Consider the following 17,029-nt stretch of genomic DNA (forward strand, 5'->3'; position numbering starts at 1 on the left):
ACACCGGAGGCCCTTACATGAATCGATCCACCTGGGACGAGGACGCCGGCCGACGACACCACCATGTGCGGGAACGGTTCGTCCCGTTGTCCTTGCAGTGCGTGACGACGCTCCTCGGCCGTGCAGAGAAAGGGGACCGCCCCGGTGGCGGGTGGGGGTGCCTCTCCGGACAGTGAGTGCGCTCGCTGTTGCTCGTAACCGGGGGTCACACTTGTCTCTGCGCCGCTCCTCAGTCCTGCGTCGTGCACTCATCGGGTCCGGTCTGGCGACCGCCCTCGTCGTCGTCCCGGGAGTCGCTGCCGCAGCTCCCGCCGAGCCGACGGACCCGCTGACCGCCGTGACCGACGCACTCACCGGCGCGGAGAACCCGCTCGCCCCGGGTGCCCCGGGTGCCGGCGAAGGCGCCGGGACCGAGGGCACCGACGAGACCGACGAGACCGAGGACCCCGCGGACGAGGCGCCGCCGTTCGAGGTGCCCCAGGAGCTCAAGGACGCCTTCGAGCAGGCCGGCTTCTCCGAGGAGTGCGTCGACGGGGTGTCCGCCGGTCTGGCGCAGCTCGGGGCGGGCCTGGCCGGGCTCGGCGACTTCGAGGCGTTCGCCGCAGGGCTGCAGGCCCAGCTCGAGGCGCTGGGCGAGATCTCCGACCCGACTGCGCTGCCCGGCGCCATCGAGTCGCTCCTAGGCGGCCTGACGGGGGCGCCTCCCGGCCCCGGTGAGGACATCGTCGGCGGCCTCCAGACGATCCTCGCTGCGCTGCAGGAGTGCGTGCCCGCACCGCCCTCGGGTGGCGGGGAGGACGAGCCGGCGCCCACGCCGCCCGTTGCCGGTCCGTCCCCGCAGGCGCCCGCTCCGGCTCCCGCGCCCGTGCCGGTCGAGCACACGGCCAAGCCGGGTGCGTACCCCGGCTACGCGCCGACCGGCGCCGGGGTGAACGAGGCCGCGGACTCCACGGCACCCCTGGCCGCCCTCGGCGGTGTTGCGCTGCTGGCTGGTGCCGGTGCGGCCGGGTACGGGATGCGGCGGCGTGCGCTTCGTACGCGGGATTGATCTCCGCGCCGCCGGCGCGGTCCTGATCGCTCTGGCGGCCGGGGTCGGCATGCTGTTCGTCGTCGCCGCGCGGCCTGATGGGGGTGCTGCGTCGTCGGAGGAGCCCGCAGTCGCGCTCGCCGCCGGTGAGGTCCTGGCGACCGGCCCGATCCAGCCGGCCCGGCTGAGCATCCCCACCCTCGGCGTGGACGCGCCGGTCGAGTCGCGCGGGACCATGCAGTACGAGAACCCGTTCACCGGCGAGCAGGTGATCGGCTACGGCGTGCCCGAGTCGATGGCGACGACGTCGTGGTGGTCCGACGGCCCGCAGCCGGGTTCGGGGGAGATGGCGGTCATCCTCGGCCACCAGCAGGCCGGCGGCGGTGCGGTGTTCGACCGGCTGCACACGCTCGAGGACGGCGACGAGGTGGCGCTGCGCGACGGCAGCGGCGCCGTCCTGCGACTGCGGGTGCTGGGGTCGCCGGTGACCGGCCTGGACAAGGCGACGTCGGCGCTGGCCGAGACGCTGAACGGCCATCCCGCGGACGCGGATGTCGCGCTGGTGACCTGCGGGGGCGAGTTCGACGACGACGCCGGTGCCAGCACCGACAACACGGTGGTCTTCGCGACCGTGGTGCGCTGACCCGGGCGGGTCCGCTCGCTGAGCCCCCGCTCCACCGGCCTCTCCGAGGCCGCGACGCCGCCCGCCCGCTGTCCTCGCCGGACACGTCCAGCGCTCGAAGGTCTCGGAGGCGGCGAGACAACGGAAACTGTCGGACCCCGAACGTATGTTCGGGTCATGCAGCGGAGCACGGCTTCCTCCCGGGTGGAGTCGCTGCTGGCCGACTGGCTGGCGGTGCTACCCGAGTCGGACGCGCGGTTGCCCGTGAGCCGGTTGGGTGCCGGGGAGGTGGCGGCGGAGCTGGGTCGGATCCAGCGGAACCGGGCGCGGGATGCCGCGCGGGAGGCGGAGCTGATCCTGCGGCTGGCCGAGCTGCGCCCCGATGTCGACGATCCGCCCGACACGGCCGGTGGCCGGCGGCGGCGGTCGTGGCGGAAGACGGCGCCGGAGTTTCCGGGGGTGAGCGAGTTCTTCCCCGACGAGGTGGCGCACGCGATCAACCTGGGCCGGGGCACGGCGGCGTTCCGGGCGCGGCGGGCGTTCGCATGGCGGGAGAACCTGCCGGCCACCTTCGGCGCACTGCGCCGCGGGCAGCTCGACGAGCGCCGCGCCGATGTGCTGGCCGACGTGCTGCAGCACACCACCCCGGCGCTGGCCCGCGCCGTGGAGGCGGTGCTGCTGCCGGAGGCGGCGGAGCTATCGCTGGCTCGGTTGCGGGCCCGGGCGCTGGAGCTGCTGGCCGAGCTGGATGCCGACGCGGTGGAGCAGCGGCGCAGGGAGGCCGAGCAGGCCGCTGACGTGCGCGCCTACCCCACCGCCGACGGGATGGCGGCGCTGACCACGGACATGACCGCCGAGGACGCGGCGGCCTGCTTCGCGGTGATCGACGCGCTGGCGGCGATGGCGAAGGCCGACGGTGACCCGCGCCCGATCGGGGTGATCCGCTCCAGCATCCATTCGATGCTGATCCTGCGCCCGGCCGACCACGGGCTGGGCGCGGTGACGGTCAACCTCACGGTCACCGCTGCCCTGGACGGGCTGGAAGGCGCCTCGGCGCGCGGTGGTGAGGTGAACGGGTTCCCGGTCACCGCCGCCCACCTCCGCGCACTACTGGCACGGGTCCAGGCGCTCGGCCTGACCACCCCGGAGGGCGGGTCGCTGACGTTCGCGCTCACCGACCAGCACGGCCGGCTGCTCGCCACCGTCACCGCCGCCGAACTGGCCCGGCTCGCCACGCAGGGCTGCCCCGACCACCCCGACACCCAGCCCGCAGCAGCCGGGCAGTCGGACGCGGAGCAGCCGGGAGCGCAGCAGTCGAGCGAGGGCGGGCAGTCACCTTCCTGCGACTGCCCGGTCGCGGGCATGCCGGCCGACACCGACGCCTACGAGCCCCGCGCCGCCCAGCGGCGGTTCGTCACCACCCGCGACCGCCGGTGCCGCGCACCCAACTGCGGCCAGCGGGTCGGCATGGCCGATCTGGACCACGTGATCCCGCACGGCCAGGGCGGCCGGACGACCTGCGCGAACCTCTGCTGCCTGTGCCGCTCCCACCACCGGCTGAAGACCTTCGCCCGCGGCTGGACCTTCCGCATGGACCCCGACGGCACCCTGCACGTCACCAGCCCCTCGGGAGTCACCCGCACCACCCGCCCACCGGGCCTGCGGCCCCGAGAACCCGAACCACCGCAACCGGACCCGGTCGATGACCCGCCACCGTTCTGAGCTGCCCGCGGTGCGCCGCGGTGTCGGTGAGCGACGGGGTCCAGCAGGGTCAGTCGGACGCGGTGCCCCCGGCGGAGAGCGGGACGACGTCCCCGACGACCCAGACCGCAGGCGGCGCGACCTTCTCCTCCACGATCACCCGCGCCAGCTCGCCCAGCGTCGTGCGCACGGTCCGCTCCGTCGGGGTCGAACCGTCCGTGACCACGGCGACCGGGGTCGAGGGGGAACGGCCGTGCGCGACCAGCGTCTCGGCGATCGCTCCGGCGGTGTCCACGCCCATGAGCACCACCACGGTGCCCCGGAGGCGGGCGATCGCGGACCAGTCCACCAGCGAGTTCGGATGTCCTGGGGGCAGATGACCGGAGACGACGACGAACTCGTGGGTCAGCCCGCGATGGGTGACCGGGATCCCCGCGAGGGCCGGGACCGCGATCGCGCTGGTGATGCCGGGGACCACCTCCACCGGCACGCCCGCGGCCGCGCACGCCTGCACCTCTTCCATGCCGCGGCCGAACACGAACGGGTCGCCGCCCTTGAGCCGCACCACCCGCTTGCCGTCCCGCGCACGCGAGACGAGCAGGTCGTTGATCTGTTCCTGGGCCATCGACCGGCCGCGCGGCAGCTTGGAGGCGTCGATGACCTCCACCTCCGGTGGCAGCGACGCCAGCAGGGACAGCGGCGCCAGGTGGTCGGCCACGACGACGTCGGCCTGCGCCACGGCCTGCCGGCCGCGCACGGTGATCAGCGCCGGATCGCCCGGACCGCCGCCCACCAGCACCACCCGTCCGCCCCGGCCGCTGGTCACCTCGCGGGAGGTCCGGTCGGCGACGGTGCCGTCGGTCAGCCCGGCGACGACGGCGTCGCGCACGGCCACCGCCCGCTGCGGGTCACCGCCGCCGTGCACGCCGACCACCAGATCACCGTGCCGGCCGGTCGCCGGCGTCCACACGCTCGAGGTGGCCCGGTCGTCGGCGCGGGCGCAGAAGATGCGGGCGGCCTCCGCCTCGGTCGCGACCGCCGCGTTGACCGCGGCGTCGTCCGTCGCGGCGACGGCGTACCAGGCGCCGTCGAGGTCACCGGGTTCGTACCGCCGCCGCACCCAGGTGAGCGATCCCGGCGCCACCAGCGCCTCGAGCGCCGGGGTCACCTCCGGGCTGACGACGGTCACCGACGCCTGTGCCTCGAGGAGCCCGGCCACCCGCCGGTGGGCGACCTGCCCTCCGCCCACGACGACCACGCGGCGCCCCAGCAGTCGCAGGCCCACCGGGTAGACGACGCCCGTGGCCGGGTGAACCGGGGATGCCATCAGTTCTTCTCGGTGACGCCGGCGGAGTCGAAGGTGGCCACGTCGCGCAGGGCCCGCGCCGCGCTGGTCACCAGCGGCAGCGCGAGCAGCGCGCCGGTGCCCTCGCCGAGGCGCAGGTCGAGGCCGAGCAGCGGCCGCAGGCCGAGGAACTCCAGCGCCGACGCGTGCCCCGGCTCCACCGACGTGTGCCCGGCCAGGACGTACTCCATCGCCGTGGGGCACAGCGCCGCGGCCACCAGCGCGGCCGCCCCCGCGATCGCCCCGTCCAGCAGCACCGGCACCCGGGCGGCAGCCGCACCCAGCAGGAAGCCGGTCAGCCCGGCGTGCTCGAGGCCGCCCACCTCGGCGAGCACCGCCAGCGCGGCCTCGGGTGTGGTCGGCCGCGCAGGAACCCGGCTCACCGCGCGGCTGACCACCTCGATCTTGCGGGCGAGGGTCGGGTCGTCGATGCCGGTGCCCCGCCCGGTCGCCGCCGCCGGCACGGCGCCGGTGAAGCAGCAGACGAGGGCAGCCGACGCCGTCGTGTTGGCGATGCCCATGTCACCGGTGATCAGGCAGCCGCTGTCGGCCGCGAGCGCCGTCGCCACCTCGATGCCCGTCTCGACCGCCTGCCGGGCCTCGCCCAGGGTCATGGCGGGGCCGACCGCGAGGTCGGCGGTCCCCGGGCGGACCTTGCGGTCGAGCAGCGTCGGGGTCGCGTCCAGCGGCGCGGCCACCCCGACGTCGACGACGACGACGCGCGCGCCCAGCCCGGCGGCGAAGGCGTTCACCACCGCGCCCCCGGCCACGATGTTGGCCACCATCTGCGCGGTGACCTCCTGCGGCCACGGCGTCACGCCCTGGACGTGGACCCCGTGGTCGGCTGCGAAGACCGCGACGCTGGCCGGCTCGGGCAGCGGTGCGGGGCACGATCCGGCGATGCCGGCCAGTTGCGCGGCGACGTCCTCGAGCACGCCGAGCGAGCCCGGTGGCTTCGTCATGCGGTCCAGCCGCTCGCGGGCGGCCGACTCGGCCGCGGGGTCGCGCGGGACGACGGCGGCGATCGTCTCGCCGAGCAGGGTGCCGGCGAACGGGCTGGGGTCGGTGCTCAGCGGAACTCCTCGGGTGCGGGGAACGGTCCCAGGATCGCAGACGCCCCCTCGGCGCCGTCACTTGACGAACTGGAAAGTCACGAGGCAGACTTTCCGACATGGAAAGCGATGACCGTTCCGTGGACGCCCCCACTGCCTCGGCCGAGCTCGCCGCGCTGCAGGCCGACCGTGCCGCGCTGGCCGACCGCGTCGTCCAGCCGTGGTGGTACGACGTCCTGCTCGGCCTCCTCGTGTTCGTCTTCCTCGGCAGCTACGCCACGGGTAACTGGTGGGTCATCGGCGGGGCGTGGCTCGTGGCCGGCCTCGGTGTCTGGGCGCTCACCAGGGTCTACCGGCGGCTCACCGGTTTCTGGGTCAGCGGCCTCCGGCCGGGGGCCACCCAGCGGGCGATGCGGGTGTGGTTCTGGTGCTGCGTCAGCTGGGGCGCGGTCGCCCTCCTCCACGCGTTCGTCGAGGAGACGGCCGTGACCTACCTCCTCGTCGCGGTCTCCGCCGCCTGCGGCATCGCCATGACCTTCGTCAGCCGGTGGTGGACGCGGATCTACGTCGCCGAGCTCCGAGGTGAGCTGTGACCACGGTCCAGCCACAGTTCGACGCCATCGTCCACATGCCCCCGCGGCTGCAGATCTGCGGGCTGCTCGCGGCGGTCGACGTCATGGACTTCGCCGCGGTCCGCGAGCACGTGGGCGTCAGCGACTCGGTGCTGTCCAAGCACGTCCGGCAGCTGGAGGAGGCCGGCTACGTGTCGGTGCGCAAGGCCACCCGTGCCTCCCGCGTCCGCACCAGCCTGTCCCTCACGCCGGCCGGCCGGGCCGCCTTCGAGGCGCACGTCGCCGAGCTGCGCCGGATCACCGGAGGCTGACCTCGAACCGCCTTCCGCGCCTACCCTGGCTGGTCGCGGGATCGAACGAGGGAGCGGTGAACTGACCGAGGACGCTGGAACGGGTGCCGAGGAGACGGCCGACGACGCCGTGCTGCTGTTCGTCGGGGGACCGCTCGACGGCCGGGTGGAGATCCGCGAGGCCCGCCACGGTGAGCCGCTGCCGACGATCACCCACGTGCACCTGCACGGCGGCCCCAAGGTCGTGCACCGCTACGACCTCCAGGCGCTCACCGACTCCGCCGGCGTCTACACCCTGCGTCCGCGGGCGCAGCAACCCGCGCGCGACGAGCCGGTCGCCGAGTGACGCGCGATCACGGCCGGCGCAGCACGAAGGCGGTGTACGCGTAGTCCGCACCGTGCTCGCGGCGCAGCGTGATCTCCGCCCGGTACGGAGCGAGCCGATCGGCCGCGTCGGGGTGCGCCCGTTCGAGGGCGTCGAGCCGCTCGCCCAGCGGGTCGTAGTACTCGTCCCACCAGTCGCTCTCGGGCTGTTCCAGGGTGGCGACGACGTCGTAGCCCGCCGCGCGGCACGCCTCGACGGTGGCCGACGCGGTACGCATCGCCGGGTACGCCGCCCAGAACTGCCAGGCCGCGGCCGACGGCGTGGCGGTGGCCCAGCCGACGTCGGTGAACACTAGGACCCCGCCCGGCCGCAGCAGCCGGCGCCAGGCGACCAGGGCCGCGTCGACGCCCATGGCGTAGGCCGCCCCCTCGGACCAGACGGCGTCGACGCAGCCGTCGGGGTGCGGGAGCGCGGCCATGGATGCCCGCTCCACCGAGACAGATCCCGCGAGCCCGCGGGCTGACGCGGCCTCGCGCAGCCGGACCAGGAAGGGCAGGTGCAGGTCGACCCCGGTCACTCGCATGCCCGCGGCGGCGAGCACCAGCGCCGACCGTCCCGGGCCGCAGCCGAGGTCGAGCGCGCGGGCGTCGTCGGGCAGGGGCCCGGCCAGCTCCAGCAGCCGTCGGGTCGTCGCGTCCGACCCGACACCCTCCCGGGGCAGGTCCCGGTGCACGTCCCAGAAGTCCCCGTCCCAGAGATCCACGGGCCGCAGCCTGGCCGCCGGGCGTGCACCCGTCGAGTCAGATTCCGCGGTCACCAGCCCTGGATGCGTGCCGCCTCGGCGACCACGCGGTCGAAGCGCGCCCGGTCGAGGGCCGCCCCCTCGCGCCGCACGGAGGCCGGGTCCAGGACCAGCAGCCGGTCGAGGCGGACCTCGCTCGGGCGGCGGCGCGCGTCCCAGGCGCCGGTTCCGATGTCGGTCCAGAACCGGCCGTGCCGGGCCTCGTCGGCGGCGTCGCGGTCGTGGTCCTGGCTGCTCAGGATCAGGCCCAGCAGGTGCTCGCCGCGGCGGCCGATGACCAGCACCGGCCGGTCCTTGCCGCGCCCGTCGTCCTCGTCGTAGGGCACCCACGCCCACACGACCTCGCCCGGGTCGGCGGCGTCGTCGTCGCGGGGCCGGTACTCGACGTCCACAGCCGGTCGACGCCCACCGGCCCGCCGCAGCAGGCCCGCGACCGACCGGGCCGCTCGGCGCAGCCTGCGCTCGGTAGCCACGAGCGGCAGGCTACGACGTCGCCTCGGCCGGGTGATTCCTGTGTCTCCTGTGACAGAACGGCGTCCTCTCGTCACCGTGAGGTTTAGGACGGCGGCGTTCGGGAACAGGTCGTTCCATTCGGGAACAGGTCGTTCCACGGGGAGGTCGCGTCGCGCGACCGGTTCCCCCGGCAGAGAGGTGATCCCATGACGTCGGCCGAGCCGGTCCGCCCCGCGGTTCCGCGCGCCCGCGACGTGCAGGCCAGCGTGCTCGCCGCCCTCCAGCTCGTCGAGGACGCACGCCATCTGGGTACCGACAGCCGGCCCCGCCGTCAGCGGGCCCGGGTGCTGGCCGAGCGGGTGGTGGCCGACCGCAAGCTGGCCCGGGCGCTGCGCGCCGGTTGAGGCCGCGCGCCGCCGCTCAGGCGACGCAGAACTCGTTGCCCTCGGGATCGGCCATCGTCACCCACTCGTGCGGCCCCTGACGGCCGCGCCACAGCTCGGTCGCGCCGAGCCCGACCAACCGGGCGACCTCCCGCTCGCGGTGGGCGTCGCCGATGCGCACGTCGAGGTGGATCCGGTTCTTGACCGTCTTCGGCTCGGGAGCCGTCTGGAAGAGCACCCTCGGCCGGCCCGGGTCGGGTGAGGTGATCGCCGCCCCCTCCTTCCAGACGAGGCGCCCGCGGTGCGTGGTCGTGTCGGCCTCGGTGGCCATCCCCGACTCGACCATCCGCCGGATGAACGCCTCGTCCTGCGGCTCGACCTGCCAGCCCAGTGCCTCGGCCCACCAGTCGGCGAGCTCGTGCGGGGCGGAGCAGTCGACGGCGACCTGGAACTGGAATGCCATGGCGGGAGGCTACGGCGGCATACCGACGGTCGCGGCTGCTACAGCTCGCGGGACAGGTCCGCCCAGATGGTCGCGTCGTCGGGCAGGTCGGTCTCCAGCGCGCAGTGGTCCTTGAGGACGCGGCCGAACGGGGTGAGCGTCGAAGGGTCGACCCGACGCGCGGGGTCCCAGAGGCCCGAGCGCATGACCGACTTGGGGCACTGGAAGTACGCCTTGCGGACCTGCAGCACGAGCACCGACAGCGGCGCCCGGCCGAACTCCGTCAGGTCCACGTCGAGGTCCTCGGGGCGCACGATCGACGTCGTCCCGTAGACGCGCAGCGTCTGGTCCACGCCGGGGACGAGGAACATCATCGCGGCCCGGGGGTTGACGGCCAGGTTGCGCAGGCTGTCGACCCGGTTGTTGCCTGGGCGGTCCGGCAGCGCGAGCCGGTGCTCGTCCAGGACGTGCACGAAGCCCGGGTCGCCGCCGCGCGGCGAGATCTCCGGCCAGCCCTCGGGGTCGGCGCTCGCCAGCGTGGCGAAGGGGGAGTGGGCGATGAACTCGCGGCAGTGCCGGTCCAGGTGGTCGATGACCTTGTCCAGCACGAGCCCGCCCGGGGTCCGGTAGCCGGCGACCACCGCACGGTCGGTGGCCTGGGTGGCCTGAGCAGGGATGGCGGCGACGGGTTCCACGTCACGACCGTAACCGCCTGTCGGGCTAGCGTTACCACCCGTGTCGCAGGTGTGGAGTGCCCCGGTCCGGTTCGTCGAGTGCGACATGCAGGGCATCGTCTTCAACGCCCACTACCTGGTGTGGGCCGACGAGGCGCTCACCCCCTGGTGGGTGGAGCGCGGCGTCGACTGGCGCCGGTTCGGCGCGGAGGGCTACCAGTACGTCGTCGTCTCCAGCACGCTGGACTGGAGCTCGTCGGCGCGGCACGGCGAGACGGTGGCAGTGGACGCCGAGCTGGAGAAGCTCGGCCGGACCAGCCTCACGGTGCGGTTCGAGATCCGCGTCGGCGAGCGGCTCTGCTGCACGGTGCGGACGACCTACGTCTGCCTGACCGGCGGCGCCCCGAGCCCCTGGCCGGACGACCTGCGGGCAGCCCTGGCCGGTTGAGCGCTCAGGCGGCCGCCCCGGGGCGGCCGCCCCAGCCCGCCTTCTCCTGGCCGGAGAGCGCGGCGATCTGCTCCATGACCGCGTCGGTCACCTCCCTGCGAGCCCGGCCCTTGCCGGCCTGACCCCGGTGCTCGGGGAAGGTCAGCGGCGTCCCAAAGGTCACCGACACCCGCCGCGGGCGGGGCCAGCGCGCGCCGATCGGCTGGACGCGGTCCGTGCCGTGCACGGCCACGGGGACCACCGGGCAGTCGGCGGTCAGCGCCAGCCACGCGACGCCGGTCTTGCCCCGCGCGAGCCGGCCGTCCCGGGACCGGGTGCCCTCCGGATAGATGCCGAACGCGTCGCCGCGGCGCAGCGCGCCCAGGGCGGTGTCGAGCGCCGCCTGGGCGGCGCGGTGGGTCTCCCGCTCGACGGGCAGCGCCCCGAGGGCGCCGAACAGCGTCCGGGTGAACCAGCCGGACACCCCGCTCCCGGTGAAGTACTCCGCCTTGGCCAGCAGGGCGACCCGGCGCGGGGCCACGCTGGGGATCACGATGCTGTCGATGAACGACAGGTGGTTGCTGGCCAGGATCACCGGGCCGCTGCGGGGCACGTTCTCCCGGCCGACCACCCGCGGCCGGAAGAGGACCCGGACCACGGGGCGGACGACGGAGCGGGCGATGGCGTAGAGCACCCGGGGTTCCCTTCCTCTGCCCGCAGCCGGCCGTCGGCGGAGGACGACGGTTCGTGCGGCTCCCGCATTCTCACCGACCGAGGATCCGGATCGGCGGAGGCCCGGGGAAGGTTCAGCGGCCGCCGGGTGGGCAGGCGTCGCGCAGGATCGCGCAGACGTCCGCGGGCAGCTCCGCGACCCCCGAGGCCGACCGGGTGAGCTCGTCGGCGATGTCGCGCACCTTGCGGTGGGTGTGCCCGGAGATGTGCGCCAGCAGGTCGAAGGCCGCCCGGTCGGTGCAGGTCGTGAGCAGCATGAGGATGCCCGTGGCCTGCTCGATGCAGGCTCGGCTGGCCATCGCCGTGCGGAGCTGGTCGACCTCCGCTTCGAGCGCCGCGACGCGCTCGGCGTCGGTCGGCGACGCGGACCGGGGGCGAGTGCGGTGGCGGGGCAGGGTCGACGAGGACATGACGCTCGCTCCAGGGCGAGGGGATGCAGTGGACCGTACGACCCTCGCGCGGGTTCCGAGACCCCTGTCGTCGTGCCGTGACGTGCAGGCGCGCCCGGGTCACCCAGCGACGTCGTCCCTAGGATCTCCCCATGCGCCTGCCCGGCCGTTACGACGGCGTCGCCCGGCCGATCGTCACCTACGGCAGCAACCCGGTGCTGCACCGTCCGTGCGCGCCGGTGACGGCGTTCGACAGGGACCTGCGCCACCTGCTGCTCGACATGTTCGCCTCCATGCAGGCAGCCGACGGCGTGGGCCTGGCGGCCAACCAGATCGGCGTGGACGCGCGGATCTTCGTCATCGACTGCCCGGACGCCGACGGCGAGGACGTCGTCGGCTACGTGGTCAACCCGACGCTCACGCTGCTGCCCCCGCGGGAGGGCGAGCCGGCCGAGGAGGTCATCGAGGAGGGCTGCCTGTCGGTGCCGGGCCCCTACGCCGAGCTGCCGCGCGCGTTCAGGGCTCGGGTCGACGGCGTCGACGTCCACGGCGACCCGGTGACGATCGAGGCGACGGGGATGGCCGCCCGCTGCCTCCAGCACGAGGTCGACCACCTGGACGGCACCGTCTACGTCGACCGGCTGCCCGAGGACGAGCGCGAGCGGCTGCTGGCCGAGGCGGCCGGGCCCGGGGGAGACCTCCCGGCCTGACCCGGGCGGCGGAAAACGGGGTGCCGGCCAGGCCTCGAGCACCGACCATGGGCCGTCCCCCGAGCAAGGAGAACGATCGTGCACGCCCTCACCGAGCAGCAGGTCCGCCGCTCGTTCGTCAACTGCTCGCAGGGCGAGGCCCGGTCGCTGACCCTGCCGAAGGACTTCGCCGCGCTCGACTGGGCCGCGCTCGCGCTGCTCGGCTGGCGGGACCCGAAGGCTCCGCTGCGGGGGTACCTGGTCCTCGAGGACGGCGAGCGCCCGGTCGGCATCGCGGTGCGCGCCGCGGAGTCGCGGATGTCGGCCCGCACCACCGCGATGTGCCTGCTCTGCCAGACCGCGCAGCCAGGCGACGCCGTCTCGCTGTTCACGGCGAGGCGGACCGGCGCCGCCGGGCGCAACGGCGACACGGTGGGCACCTACATGTGCGCCGACCTGCGCTGCGCCGACCGGGTCCGGGCCGAGATCCCACCGTGGCTGCGGGAACGGGATCCGGCCGAGGTCGTCACCGAGCGCACCGCGGAGCTGGGGGAACGGGTACGGGCGTTCGTCGACGCCGTCCGCCGCTGAGGTGTGGCGACGAGGGGGCTGGGCACCCGGCTCCCCATGACCGCACCCGCGCCGCTGCGCGCCCTCGCCCTCGTCTGCAGCCTCAAGCCCTCACCAGCGCCGTCGAGCAGCGAGCTCATGGCCCGCCAGGTGCTCGAGGAGCTCGGGAAGCACGGCGTCACCGGCGACGTCGTCCGGGTCGTCGACCACGACGTCAAGCCCGGTGTCGAGATCGACATGGGGGAGGGCGACGCCTGGCCGGCCATCCGCGCACGGATGATGGCCGCCGACATCCTGATCCTCGCCTCGCCCACCTGGGTCGGGCACATGAGCAGCGTCGCCCAGCGGGTGCTGGAGCGGCTCGACGGCGAGCTGTCGGAGACCGACGACACCGGACGGCCGCTGATCGCCGGGAAGGTGGCCGTGGCGGCCGTCGTCGGCAACGAGGACGGCGCGCACAAGATCATCGCCGACCTGTTCCAGGGCCTCAACGACATCGGTTTCACCATCCCGTCGCAGGGCGGGACCTACTGGAACGACGAGGCCATGGGCGGGACCGACTACCTGGACCTGGACGAGACGCCCGAGGCGGTCGCGTCGACCACGGCCACGCTCGCCGAGAACGCCGCGCACCTGGCCCGGGCGCTGAAGGCGAGCCCCTATCCGGGGAGCTGAGCGGGGGCGAGGCGGTCCGTCGGCTCGGCCACGGGCGCCTGCACCAGGGAGCCGGTGGTCCGCTTCGCCCGCCAGAGGCCGAGCACGGACGCGAGGCCGAGCAGGAGGACGACGACGCCGTAGGTCTGGGCGGTGCGGGCCAGCCCGATGTCACCGACGGCGATGCCGGCCGCGATCGCCGGGATGCTGAAGGCCAGGTAGCCGACGACGAAGACGGCGGCGAGCAGCCCGGCCCGGGAACCGGGGGCCACGCCGTGGGTGATCGTGGCGACGGCGCCGAGGAAGGCCGCCCCGAACCCGAACCCGGTGACCACCGCGGCGCCGAACAGCAGGGCGGTCCAGCCGCCGGCCAGCGCGCCCAGCGTGCCGCCGACCCCGGCGACGAAGACCGTCGAGCCGACCAGCAGCGCCCGCTGGGGCGGCGACGTGCGCAGCGCGACCGAGCCGAGGATGCCGGTGCCGTTGAGCGCGAGGATCAGCAGCCCACCGGCGAGGTGGTTGTCGACGCCGAACACGTCGGCGACCAGCGAAGGCCCGAGCGAGGCGTAGAAGCCGCCGAGCGACCAGCAGGCGAGCAGGATCGGCAGCGCGACGAGGAACGCCCGGCGGTGCGGCGCGGGCACCCGGACCCGGGGGCGCAGCGAGGCCAGCGCGCCGGGCACCCGCGGCGAGCTCTCCGGCAGCAGCAGGGCGCCGGCCGCCGCCAGCACGAACACCACGGTGAGGACGCCGAAGACCCACTCGGTCGGGGACGGCGCGAACTGGACGAGCAGCCCGGCGCCGGCCGCCCCGATCGAGAGCCCCAGCCCCGGCGACGCGCTGTTGATGAAGGCGCCCAGCGGCCGCTCCCGGTGCTGCAGGTCCAGCAGCGAGGCGCCGAGCGTGCTGGTCAGGGCGCCGGTCGCGATGCCCTGCACGACGCGGGCGGCGAGCAGCCAGCCGACGCCGTCGGCGGTGAGGAAGAGCCCCATGGCGACCGCCTCGAGCAGGAACGCGCCGACGAGCACCGGCCGCCGCCCGACGTGGTCGGACAGCCCGCCCACGACCAGCAGCGAGGCCAGCAACGCGAAGGCGTAGATGCCGAAGACGGTGGTGAGCACGCCCGAGCTGAAGCCGAACTCCTCCTGGTACACGCGGTACAGCGGCGAGGGCACCCCCGAGGCGGCCAGCATGAGGACGAGCAGCACCGCGACCGACCAGAAGGCGGGGGCGCGGGGCAGCCGGCGGGAGACGGGCACGAAGCCAGCAAGCCGTGGGCTCCGGCGGTGATTCCCGCCGGTGACGGCGGGTAGGTGCGGGCGATGCCGCTGCCCCGCATCCTCGTGCTCGTCCTCGCAGGTGGGGCGGGTGGCCGCCTCGAACTGCTGACCGACCGGCGCGCCAAGCCGGCCGTCCCGTTCGCCGGTGTGTACCGGCTGATCGACTTCCCGCTGAGCAACTGCCTGCACTCCGGCATCGCCGACGTCTGGGTCTCCATCCAGTTCCACCCGACGTCGCTGTCGACGCACCTGGCCAACGGCCGGCCGTGGGACCTCGACCGCACCATCGGCGGCCTGCTCACCCTGCCGCCGTTCCTCGGCACCGACCGCGGCGGCTGGAACACGGGCACGGCCGACTCGCTGTGGCGGCAGGCGGACCTGATCCGCGAGTTCGCGCCCGACGCGCTCGTGGTGGTCAGCTCCGACGCGGTCTACAAGCTCGACTACCGCGCGGTCGTCGACGGCCATCTGGGCTCCGGCGCCGAGGTGACGATGGTGACCACCGAGGTCGAGGCGGACGACGCGTCGCGTTACGGCATCGTGCAGGTCGGCGAGGGCGGCCGGATCACCGACTACGTCTACAAGCCCGACGAGCCGGCGACGACGACCGCGGCCAACGAGGTGTTCGTGTTCACGCCCACCCCGACCCTCGACCGGCTCGAGGAGCTGGGCCGGGAGGTCGGCGAGGAGGGGCTCGAGGACCTCGGTACGCGGCTGCTGCCGGCGCAGACCGCCGACGGCCTGGCCAGGGCGCACCCGCTGGAGGGGTACTGGCGCGACGTGGGCACCGTCCCGGCGTACTGGGAGGCGCACCGCGAGTTCCTGCAGGCCGATCCGCCGCTGGACCTCGACGACCCGGCATGGCCGATCCGCACCCGCGGCGGGCGGCACAGCGCGGCCCGCCTCCTCCGCGACGCCGTCGTCGAGAACAGCCTGGTCTCCGGCGGCACCCGGGTGGGCGGCGAGGTGCGCGGATCGGTGCTCTCGCCGGGCGTCGTCGTCGAGCCCGGGGCGGTGGTCGTGGACTCGGTGCTGCTGCCGGGCGCCCGGGTGGGGGCCGGGGCGAGGGTGACCCGCGCGGTGCTCGACGACGAGGTCGACGTCGGCGACGGCGCGACGGTCGGTGGCGACGGAGAGATCACGCTGGTCGGCCGGCGGGCCTCCGTCCCCGCGGGGACGGAGGTGCCCGCCGGCGGACGCTTCCCCGAGCCCGACTGAGCTCAGTCGAACGACATCCAGACGCGGCGGCGGTCGCCCCGGGAGTGCACGCGGGCCATCGCCTCGACCCGGCGGCGCTGGTCGGGGGTCGCGACATGGTTGACCACGGCGAGCTCGGCGTCGCGCATGGCCCGCTCGGCGGCGAACTCGGCGGGCGTCGAGGGGCAGGACTCGGGTCCGTCGCCGTCGGCCGCGCGTGGCCGGGCGTACGGGCTGTCGGCCGGCAGGTTGCCGCTCACCCGGCCGTAGGCGCCGAGCAGCAGCAGGACCAGCCCGGTGACCTCGGAGAAGATCACGTTCTCGATCTCGAAGGCCAGCAGGTTGGCCTCGGTGCGGAGCACGGCCAGGCTGGCCAGGCCCGCGACCAGGAAGAGGGCACCGACCACCATCATCAGCGTCGACGCGGTGCGGGGGCTGCGCAGCGCCGCGAGCACGAGCACCGCAGCGGTCACCACCGACACCGTCGACAGCAGGCCGTTGGACGACATCCCCAGGATCGGCTCGCCGTCGGTGGCGAAGAAGTCGAGGCCACCGGCGAAGCCGAGCACGCCGAAGACGAGGATCACCGCGGCGACGGCGAGCGCGCCCACGCGCTGCACGGCGAAGACCCGGGGGTCGTACTCGCGGCCGTGGGCGTCGACGGCGCGGCCGGGACGCGGTTCCGGACCGCTGGTGCGGGGGGCGGGACGGTGGCGAAGCTGCATGACGAGCTCCTCGGTCAGGGAGAGGGATGCCTCGTCTTCGCCGGGTGCCGCCGCCGTGGATGCGCCCGCGGGAAGAGGGACCCGTGCCGTCGCGTTGTCCCGGCATGAGTCAGCCCTTCGAGATCGACATGCACTCGGAGTTCCTCCGCGCAGACCTGTTCCTCTCCATGGGGCAGCCCGTCGAGGCGGCTCGGATCCTCACGGCCGTGGTCGAGGCCGAGCCCACCAACGAGGCCGCCCTCGAGGCGCTCGCGCGGGCGTACTTCGGCTCGGCGCAGCTGGGTCGCGCCGAGGAGACCCTGCTCAAGCTCGTGGAGCTCGCGCCGGCCAACGGCTGGGCGCGCCGGGCGCTGGCCCGGACCCTGGAGCGGCAGAGCCGGCACCCCGAGGCGGCGGCGCACCACCGCGTCGCCGACGCGCTCGGCGCGAGCTGACCGTTGTCGCGGACCCGCCACCACTCCCCGCCGCAGCGTGACGCCACGCCGGGAAGCGGCCCGATCGGAGGCATCGACCGACGGGCCGTCGGGCACCCCCGAGACCATGAGCATCTTGGGACGACTGATGAACACGGCGGAAGGCGCGGCACGAGGAGCCGCCCGCGGTGGGCGCACGACGGCCCGGCCGGGCCGCGGGACGACCAGGCCGGCGGGCGGCATGGGCCGCGGCATGGGTCGCGGC

At 74.7% G+C, this 17,029-nt stretch carries 23 protein-coding genes; 13 read left to right on the forward strand and 10 right to left on the reverse strand.

Going from position 1 to position 17,029, the window contains the following annotated elements:
* Positions 1–337 precede the first annotated feature (337 nt).
* The 3 genes from A6V29_RS20995 to A6V29_RS14430 all read left to right on the forward strand — a co-directional run bounded on the left by A6V29_RS20995 (position 338) and on the right by A6V29_RS14430 (position 3,371).
* Entirely contained in the window at positions 338–1,048 is a 711-nt protein-coding gene (locus A6V29_RS20995) for a hypothetical protein (protein ID WP_170977878.1), read from the forward strand.
* Complete coding sequence (locus A6V29_RS14425; RefSeq protein ID WP_137160942.1) at positions 1,026–1,670, forward strand: class F sortase; 645 nt, start codon at positions 1,026–1,028, stop codon at positions 1,668–1,670. Before A6V29_RS20995 ends, A6V29_RS14425 begins: the two co-directional genes overlap by 23 nt.
* Before the next feature lie 156 nt (positions 1,671–1,826).
* On the forward strand, positions 1,827–3,371 hold the full coding sequence (locus A6V29_RS14430; protein WP_137160943.1) for an HNH endonuclease signature motif containing protein: 1,545 nt from the start codon (positions 1,827–1,829) through the stop codon (positions 3,369–3,371).
* Between the two features lie 49 nt (positions 3,372–3,420).
* On the opposite strand, the gene cobA is transcribed toward A6V29_RS14430, so the two are convergent.
* Positions 3,421–4,677, reverse strand: a complete 1,257-nt coding sequence (gene cobA, locus A6V29_RS14435; RefSeq protein WP_137160944.1) for a uroporphyrinogen-III C-methyltransferase — start codon at positions 4,675–4,677, stop codon at positions 3,421–3,423.
* Positions 4,677–5,768, reverse strand: coding sequence for a nicotinate-nucleotide--dimethylbenzimidazole phosphoribosyltransferase (cobT, locus tag A6V29_RS14440; protein ID WP_249933246.1), 1,092 nt, complete (start codon positions 5,766–5,768; stop codon positions 4,677–4,679). The genes cobA and cobT overlap by 1 nt, the downstream gene beginning before the upstream one ends.
* Positions 5,769–5,887: 119 nt before the next feature.
* Here cobT and A6V29_RS14445 point away from each other — a divergent pair, with 119 nt between their 5' ends.
* The 3 genes from A6V29_RS14445 to A6V29_RS14455 all read left to right on the forward strand — a co-directional run bounded on the left by A6V29_RS14445 (position 5,888) and on the right by A6V29_RS14455 (position 6,955).
* Positions 5,888–6,340: a hypothetical protein gene (locus tag A6V29_RS14445; protein WP_137160946.1), complete on the forward strand. Its 453-nt coding sequence runs from the start codon at positions 5,888–5,890 to the stop codon at positions 6,338–6,340.
* A complete protein-coding gene (locus tag A6V29_RS14450; RefSeq protein ID WP_137160947.1) occupies positions 6,337–6,630 on the forward strand; it encodes a transcriptional regulator in 294 nt (97 codons plus the stop codon). Before A6V29_RS14445 ends, A6V29_RS14450 begins: the two co-directional genes overlap by 4 nt.
* Positions 6,631–6,739: 109 nt before the next feature.
* Positions 6,740–6,955 (forward strand): DUF8847 domain-containing protein, encoded by a 216-nt coding sequence (locus A6V29_RS14455; protein ID WP_249933243.1) that lies wholly within the window; start codon positions 6,740–6,742, stop codon positions 6,953–6,955.
* Positions 6,956–6,962: 7 nt separating this feature from the next.
* Here the strand turns inward: A6V29_RS14455 and A6V29_RS14460 are convergent, their stop codons facing one another.
* Together A6V29_RS14460 and A6V29_RS14465 are read right to left on the reverse strand one after the other, a co-directional pair.
* Positions 6,963–7,697, reverse strand: coding sequence for a class I SAM-dependent methyltransferase (locus A6V29_RS14460; RefSeq protein ID WP_249933244.1), 735 nt, complete (start codon positions 7,695–7,697; stop codon positions 6,963–6,965).
* A gap of 50 nt (positions 7,698–7,747) precedes the next feature.
* Positions 7,748–8,209, reverse strand: coding sequence for a type II toxin-antitoxin system PemK/MazF family toxin (locus A6V29_RS14465; protein ID WP_137160948.1), 462 nt, complete (start codon positions 8,207–8,209; stop codon positions 7,748–7,750).
* Positions 8,210–8,395: 186 nt separating this feature from the next.
* Between A6V29_RS14465 and A6V29_RS14470 the strand changes: the two genes are divergently transcribed.
* The gene (locus A6V29_RS14470; RefSeq protein ID WP_137160949.1) at positions 8,396–8,593 is read left to right on the forward strand and encodes a hypothetical protein; all 198 of its coding nucleotides are present in this window, start codon (positions 8,396–8,398) and stop codon (positions 8,591–8,593) included.
* 16 nt (positions 8,594–8,609) lie between these two features.
* On the opposite strand, the gene A6V29_RS14475 is transcribed toward A6V29_RS14470, so the two are convergent.
* Both A6V29_RS14475 and A6V29_RS14480 read right to left on the reverse strand, forming a co-directional pair.
* Entirely contained in the window at positions 8,610–9,035 is a 426-nt protein-coding gene (locus tag A6V29_RS14475) for a VOC family protein (protein ID WP_137160950.1), read from the reverse strand.
* 38 nt (positions 9,036–9,073) lie between these two features.
* Positions 9,074–9,709: an MSMEG_1061 family FMN-dependent PPOX-type flavoprotein gene (locus tag A6V29_RS14480; protein WP_249933245.1), complete on the reverse strand. Its 636-nt coding sequence runs from the start codon at positions 9,707–9,709 to the stop codon at positions 9,074–9,076.
* Positions 9,710–9,749: 40 nt separating this feature from the next.
* Here A6V29_RS14480 and A6V29_RS14485 point away from each other — a divergent pair, with 40 nt between their 5' ends.
* Positions 9,750–10,136, forward strand: a complete 387-nt coding sequence (locus tag A6V29_RS14485) for an acyl-CoA thioesterase (protein ID WP_137160952.1) — start codon at positions 9,750–9,752, stop codon at positions 10,134–10,136.
* A 4-nt stretch (positions 10,137–10,140) separates the two neighbouring features.
* Here A6V29_RS14485 and A6V29_RS14490 read toward each other — a convergent pair whose 3' ends face one another.
* A complete protein-coding gene (locus A6V29_RS14490; protein ID WP_137160953.1) occupies positions 10,141–10,809 on the reverse strand; it encodes a lysophospholipid acyltransferase family protein in 669 nt (222 codons plus the stop codon).
* 112 nt (positions 10,810–10,921) lie between these two features.
* Positions 10,922–11,257: an ANTAR domain-containing protein gene (locus tag A6V29_RS14495; RefSeq protein WP_137160954.1), complete on the reverse strand. Its 336-nt coding sequence runs from the start codon at positions 11,255–11,257 to the stop codon at positions 10,922–10,924.
* A gap of 131 nt (positions 11,258–11,388) precedes the next feature.
* On the opposite strand from A6V29_RS14495, the gene def reads away from it, so the two are divergent.
* From def to A6V29_RS14510, 3 genes are all read left to right on the forward strand, one after another.
* Positions 11,389–11,946: a peptide deformylase gene (def, locus tag A6V29_RS14500; RefSeq protein WP_137160955.1), complete on the forward strand. Its 558-nt coding sequence runs from the start codon at positions 11,389–11,391 to the stop codon at positions 11,944–11,946.
* Positions 11,947–12,024: 78 nt separating this feature from the next.
* A complete protein-coding gene (locus A6V29_RS14505; protein WP_137160956.1) occupies positions 12,025–12,516 on the forward strand; it encodes an FBP domain-containing protein in 492 nt (163 codons plus the stop codon).
* A 36-nt stretch (positions 12,517–12,552) separates the two neighbouring features.
* The gene (locus A6V29_RS14510) at positions 12,553–13,170 is read left to right on the forward strand and encodes a flavodoxin family protein (RefSeq protein WP_137160957.1); all 618 of its coding nucleotides are present in this window, start codon (positions 12,553–12,555) and stop codon (positions 13,168–13,170) included.
* Here the strand turns inward: A6V29_RS14510 and A6V29_RS14515 are convergent.
* Positions 13,155–14,408, reverse strand: coding sequence for an MFS transporter (locus A6V29_RS14515; RefSeq protein ID WP_137160958.1), 1,254 nt, complete (start codon positions 14,406–14,408; stop codon positions 13,155–13,157). The two genes, A6V29_RS14510 and A6V29_RS14515, sit on opposite strands and share 16 nt — an antisense overlap.
* A 63-nt stretch (positions 14,409–14,471) precedes the next feature.
* Here A6V29_RS14515 and A6V29_RS14520 point away from each other — a divergent pair, with 63 nt between their 5' ends.
* The gene (locus A6V29_RS14520; protein ID WP_137160959.1) at positions 14,472–15,647 is read left to right on the forward strand and encodes a glucose-1-phosphate adenylyltransferase family protein; all 1,176 of its coding nucleotides are present in this window, start codon (positions 14,472–14,474) and stop codon (positions 15,645–15,647) included.
* A gap of 2 nt (positions 15,648–15,649) precedes the next feature.
* On the opposite strand, the gene A6V29_RS14525 is transcribed toward A6V29_RS14520, so the two are convergent.
* Positions 15,650–16,351, reverse strand: a complete 702-nt coding sequence (locus tag A6V29_RS14525; protein ID WP_137160960.1) for a DUF4383 domain-containing protein — start codon at positions 16,349–16,351, stop codon at positions 15,650–15,652.
* Positions 16,352–16,455: 104 nt separating this feature from the next.
* Between A6V29_RS14525 and A6V29_RS14530 the strand changes: the two genes are divergently transcribed.
* Positions 16,456–16,785 carry a tetratricopeptide repeat protein gene (locus tag A6V29_RS14530; protein WP_137160961.1) on the forward strand — a complete coding sequence of 110 codons (330 nt, stop codon included), beginning with the start codon at positions 16,456–16,458 and terminating at the stop codon, positions 16,783–16,785.
* The last annotated feature ends 244 nt before the right edge of the window (positions 16,786–17,029 follow it).

This window comes from Blastococcus sp. CCUG 61487, from assembly GCF_005222955.1.
In the GTDB taxonomy this organism is placed as follows: domain Bacteria; phylum Actinomycetota; class Actinomycetes; order Mycobacteriales; family Geodermatophilaceae; genus Blastococcus.

Coding starts and splice junctions, on each gene's coding strand:
- A6V29_RS14510 (WP_137160957.1), top strand. CDS start 12,553: ATGACCGCACCCGCGCCGCTGCGCGCCCTCGCCCTCGTCTGCAGCCTC.
- def (WP_137160955.1), top strand. CDS start 11,389: ATGCGCCTGCCCGGCCGTTACGACGGCGTCGCCCGGCCGATCGTCACC.
- A6V29_RS14430 (WP_137160943.1), top strand. CDS start 1,827: ATGCAGCGGAGCACGGCTTCCTCCCGGGTGGAGTCGCTGCTGGCCGAC.
- cobA (WP_137160944.1), bottom strand. CDS start 4,677: ATGGCATCCCCGGTTCACCCGGCCACGGGCGTCGTCTACCCGGTGGGC.
- A6V29_RS14475 (WP_137160950.1), bottom strand. CDS start 9,035: ATGGCATTCCAGTTCCAGGTCGCCGTCGACTGCTCCGCCCCGCACGAG.
- A6V29_RS14495 (WP_137160954.1), bottom strand. CDS start 11,257: ATGTCCTCGTCGACCCTGCCCCGCCACCGCACTCGCCCCCGGTCCGCG.
- A6V29_RS14530 (WP_137160961.1), top strand. CDS start 16,456: ATGAGTCAGCCCTTCGAGATCGACATGCACTCGGAGTTCCTCCGCGCA.
- A6V29_RS14470 (WP_137160949.1), top strand. CDS start 8,396: ATGACGTCGGCCGAGCCGGTCCGCCCCGCGGTTCCGCGCGCCCGCGAC.
- A6V29_RS14525 (WP_137160960.1), bottom strand. CDS start 16,351: ATGCAGCTTCGCCACCGTCCCGCCCCCCGCACCAGCGGTCCGGAACCG.
- A6V29_RS14520 (WP_137160959.1), top strand. CDS start 14,472: ATGCCGCTGCCCCGCATCCTCGTGCTCGTCCTCGCAGGTGGGGCGGGT.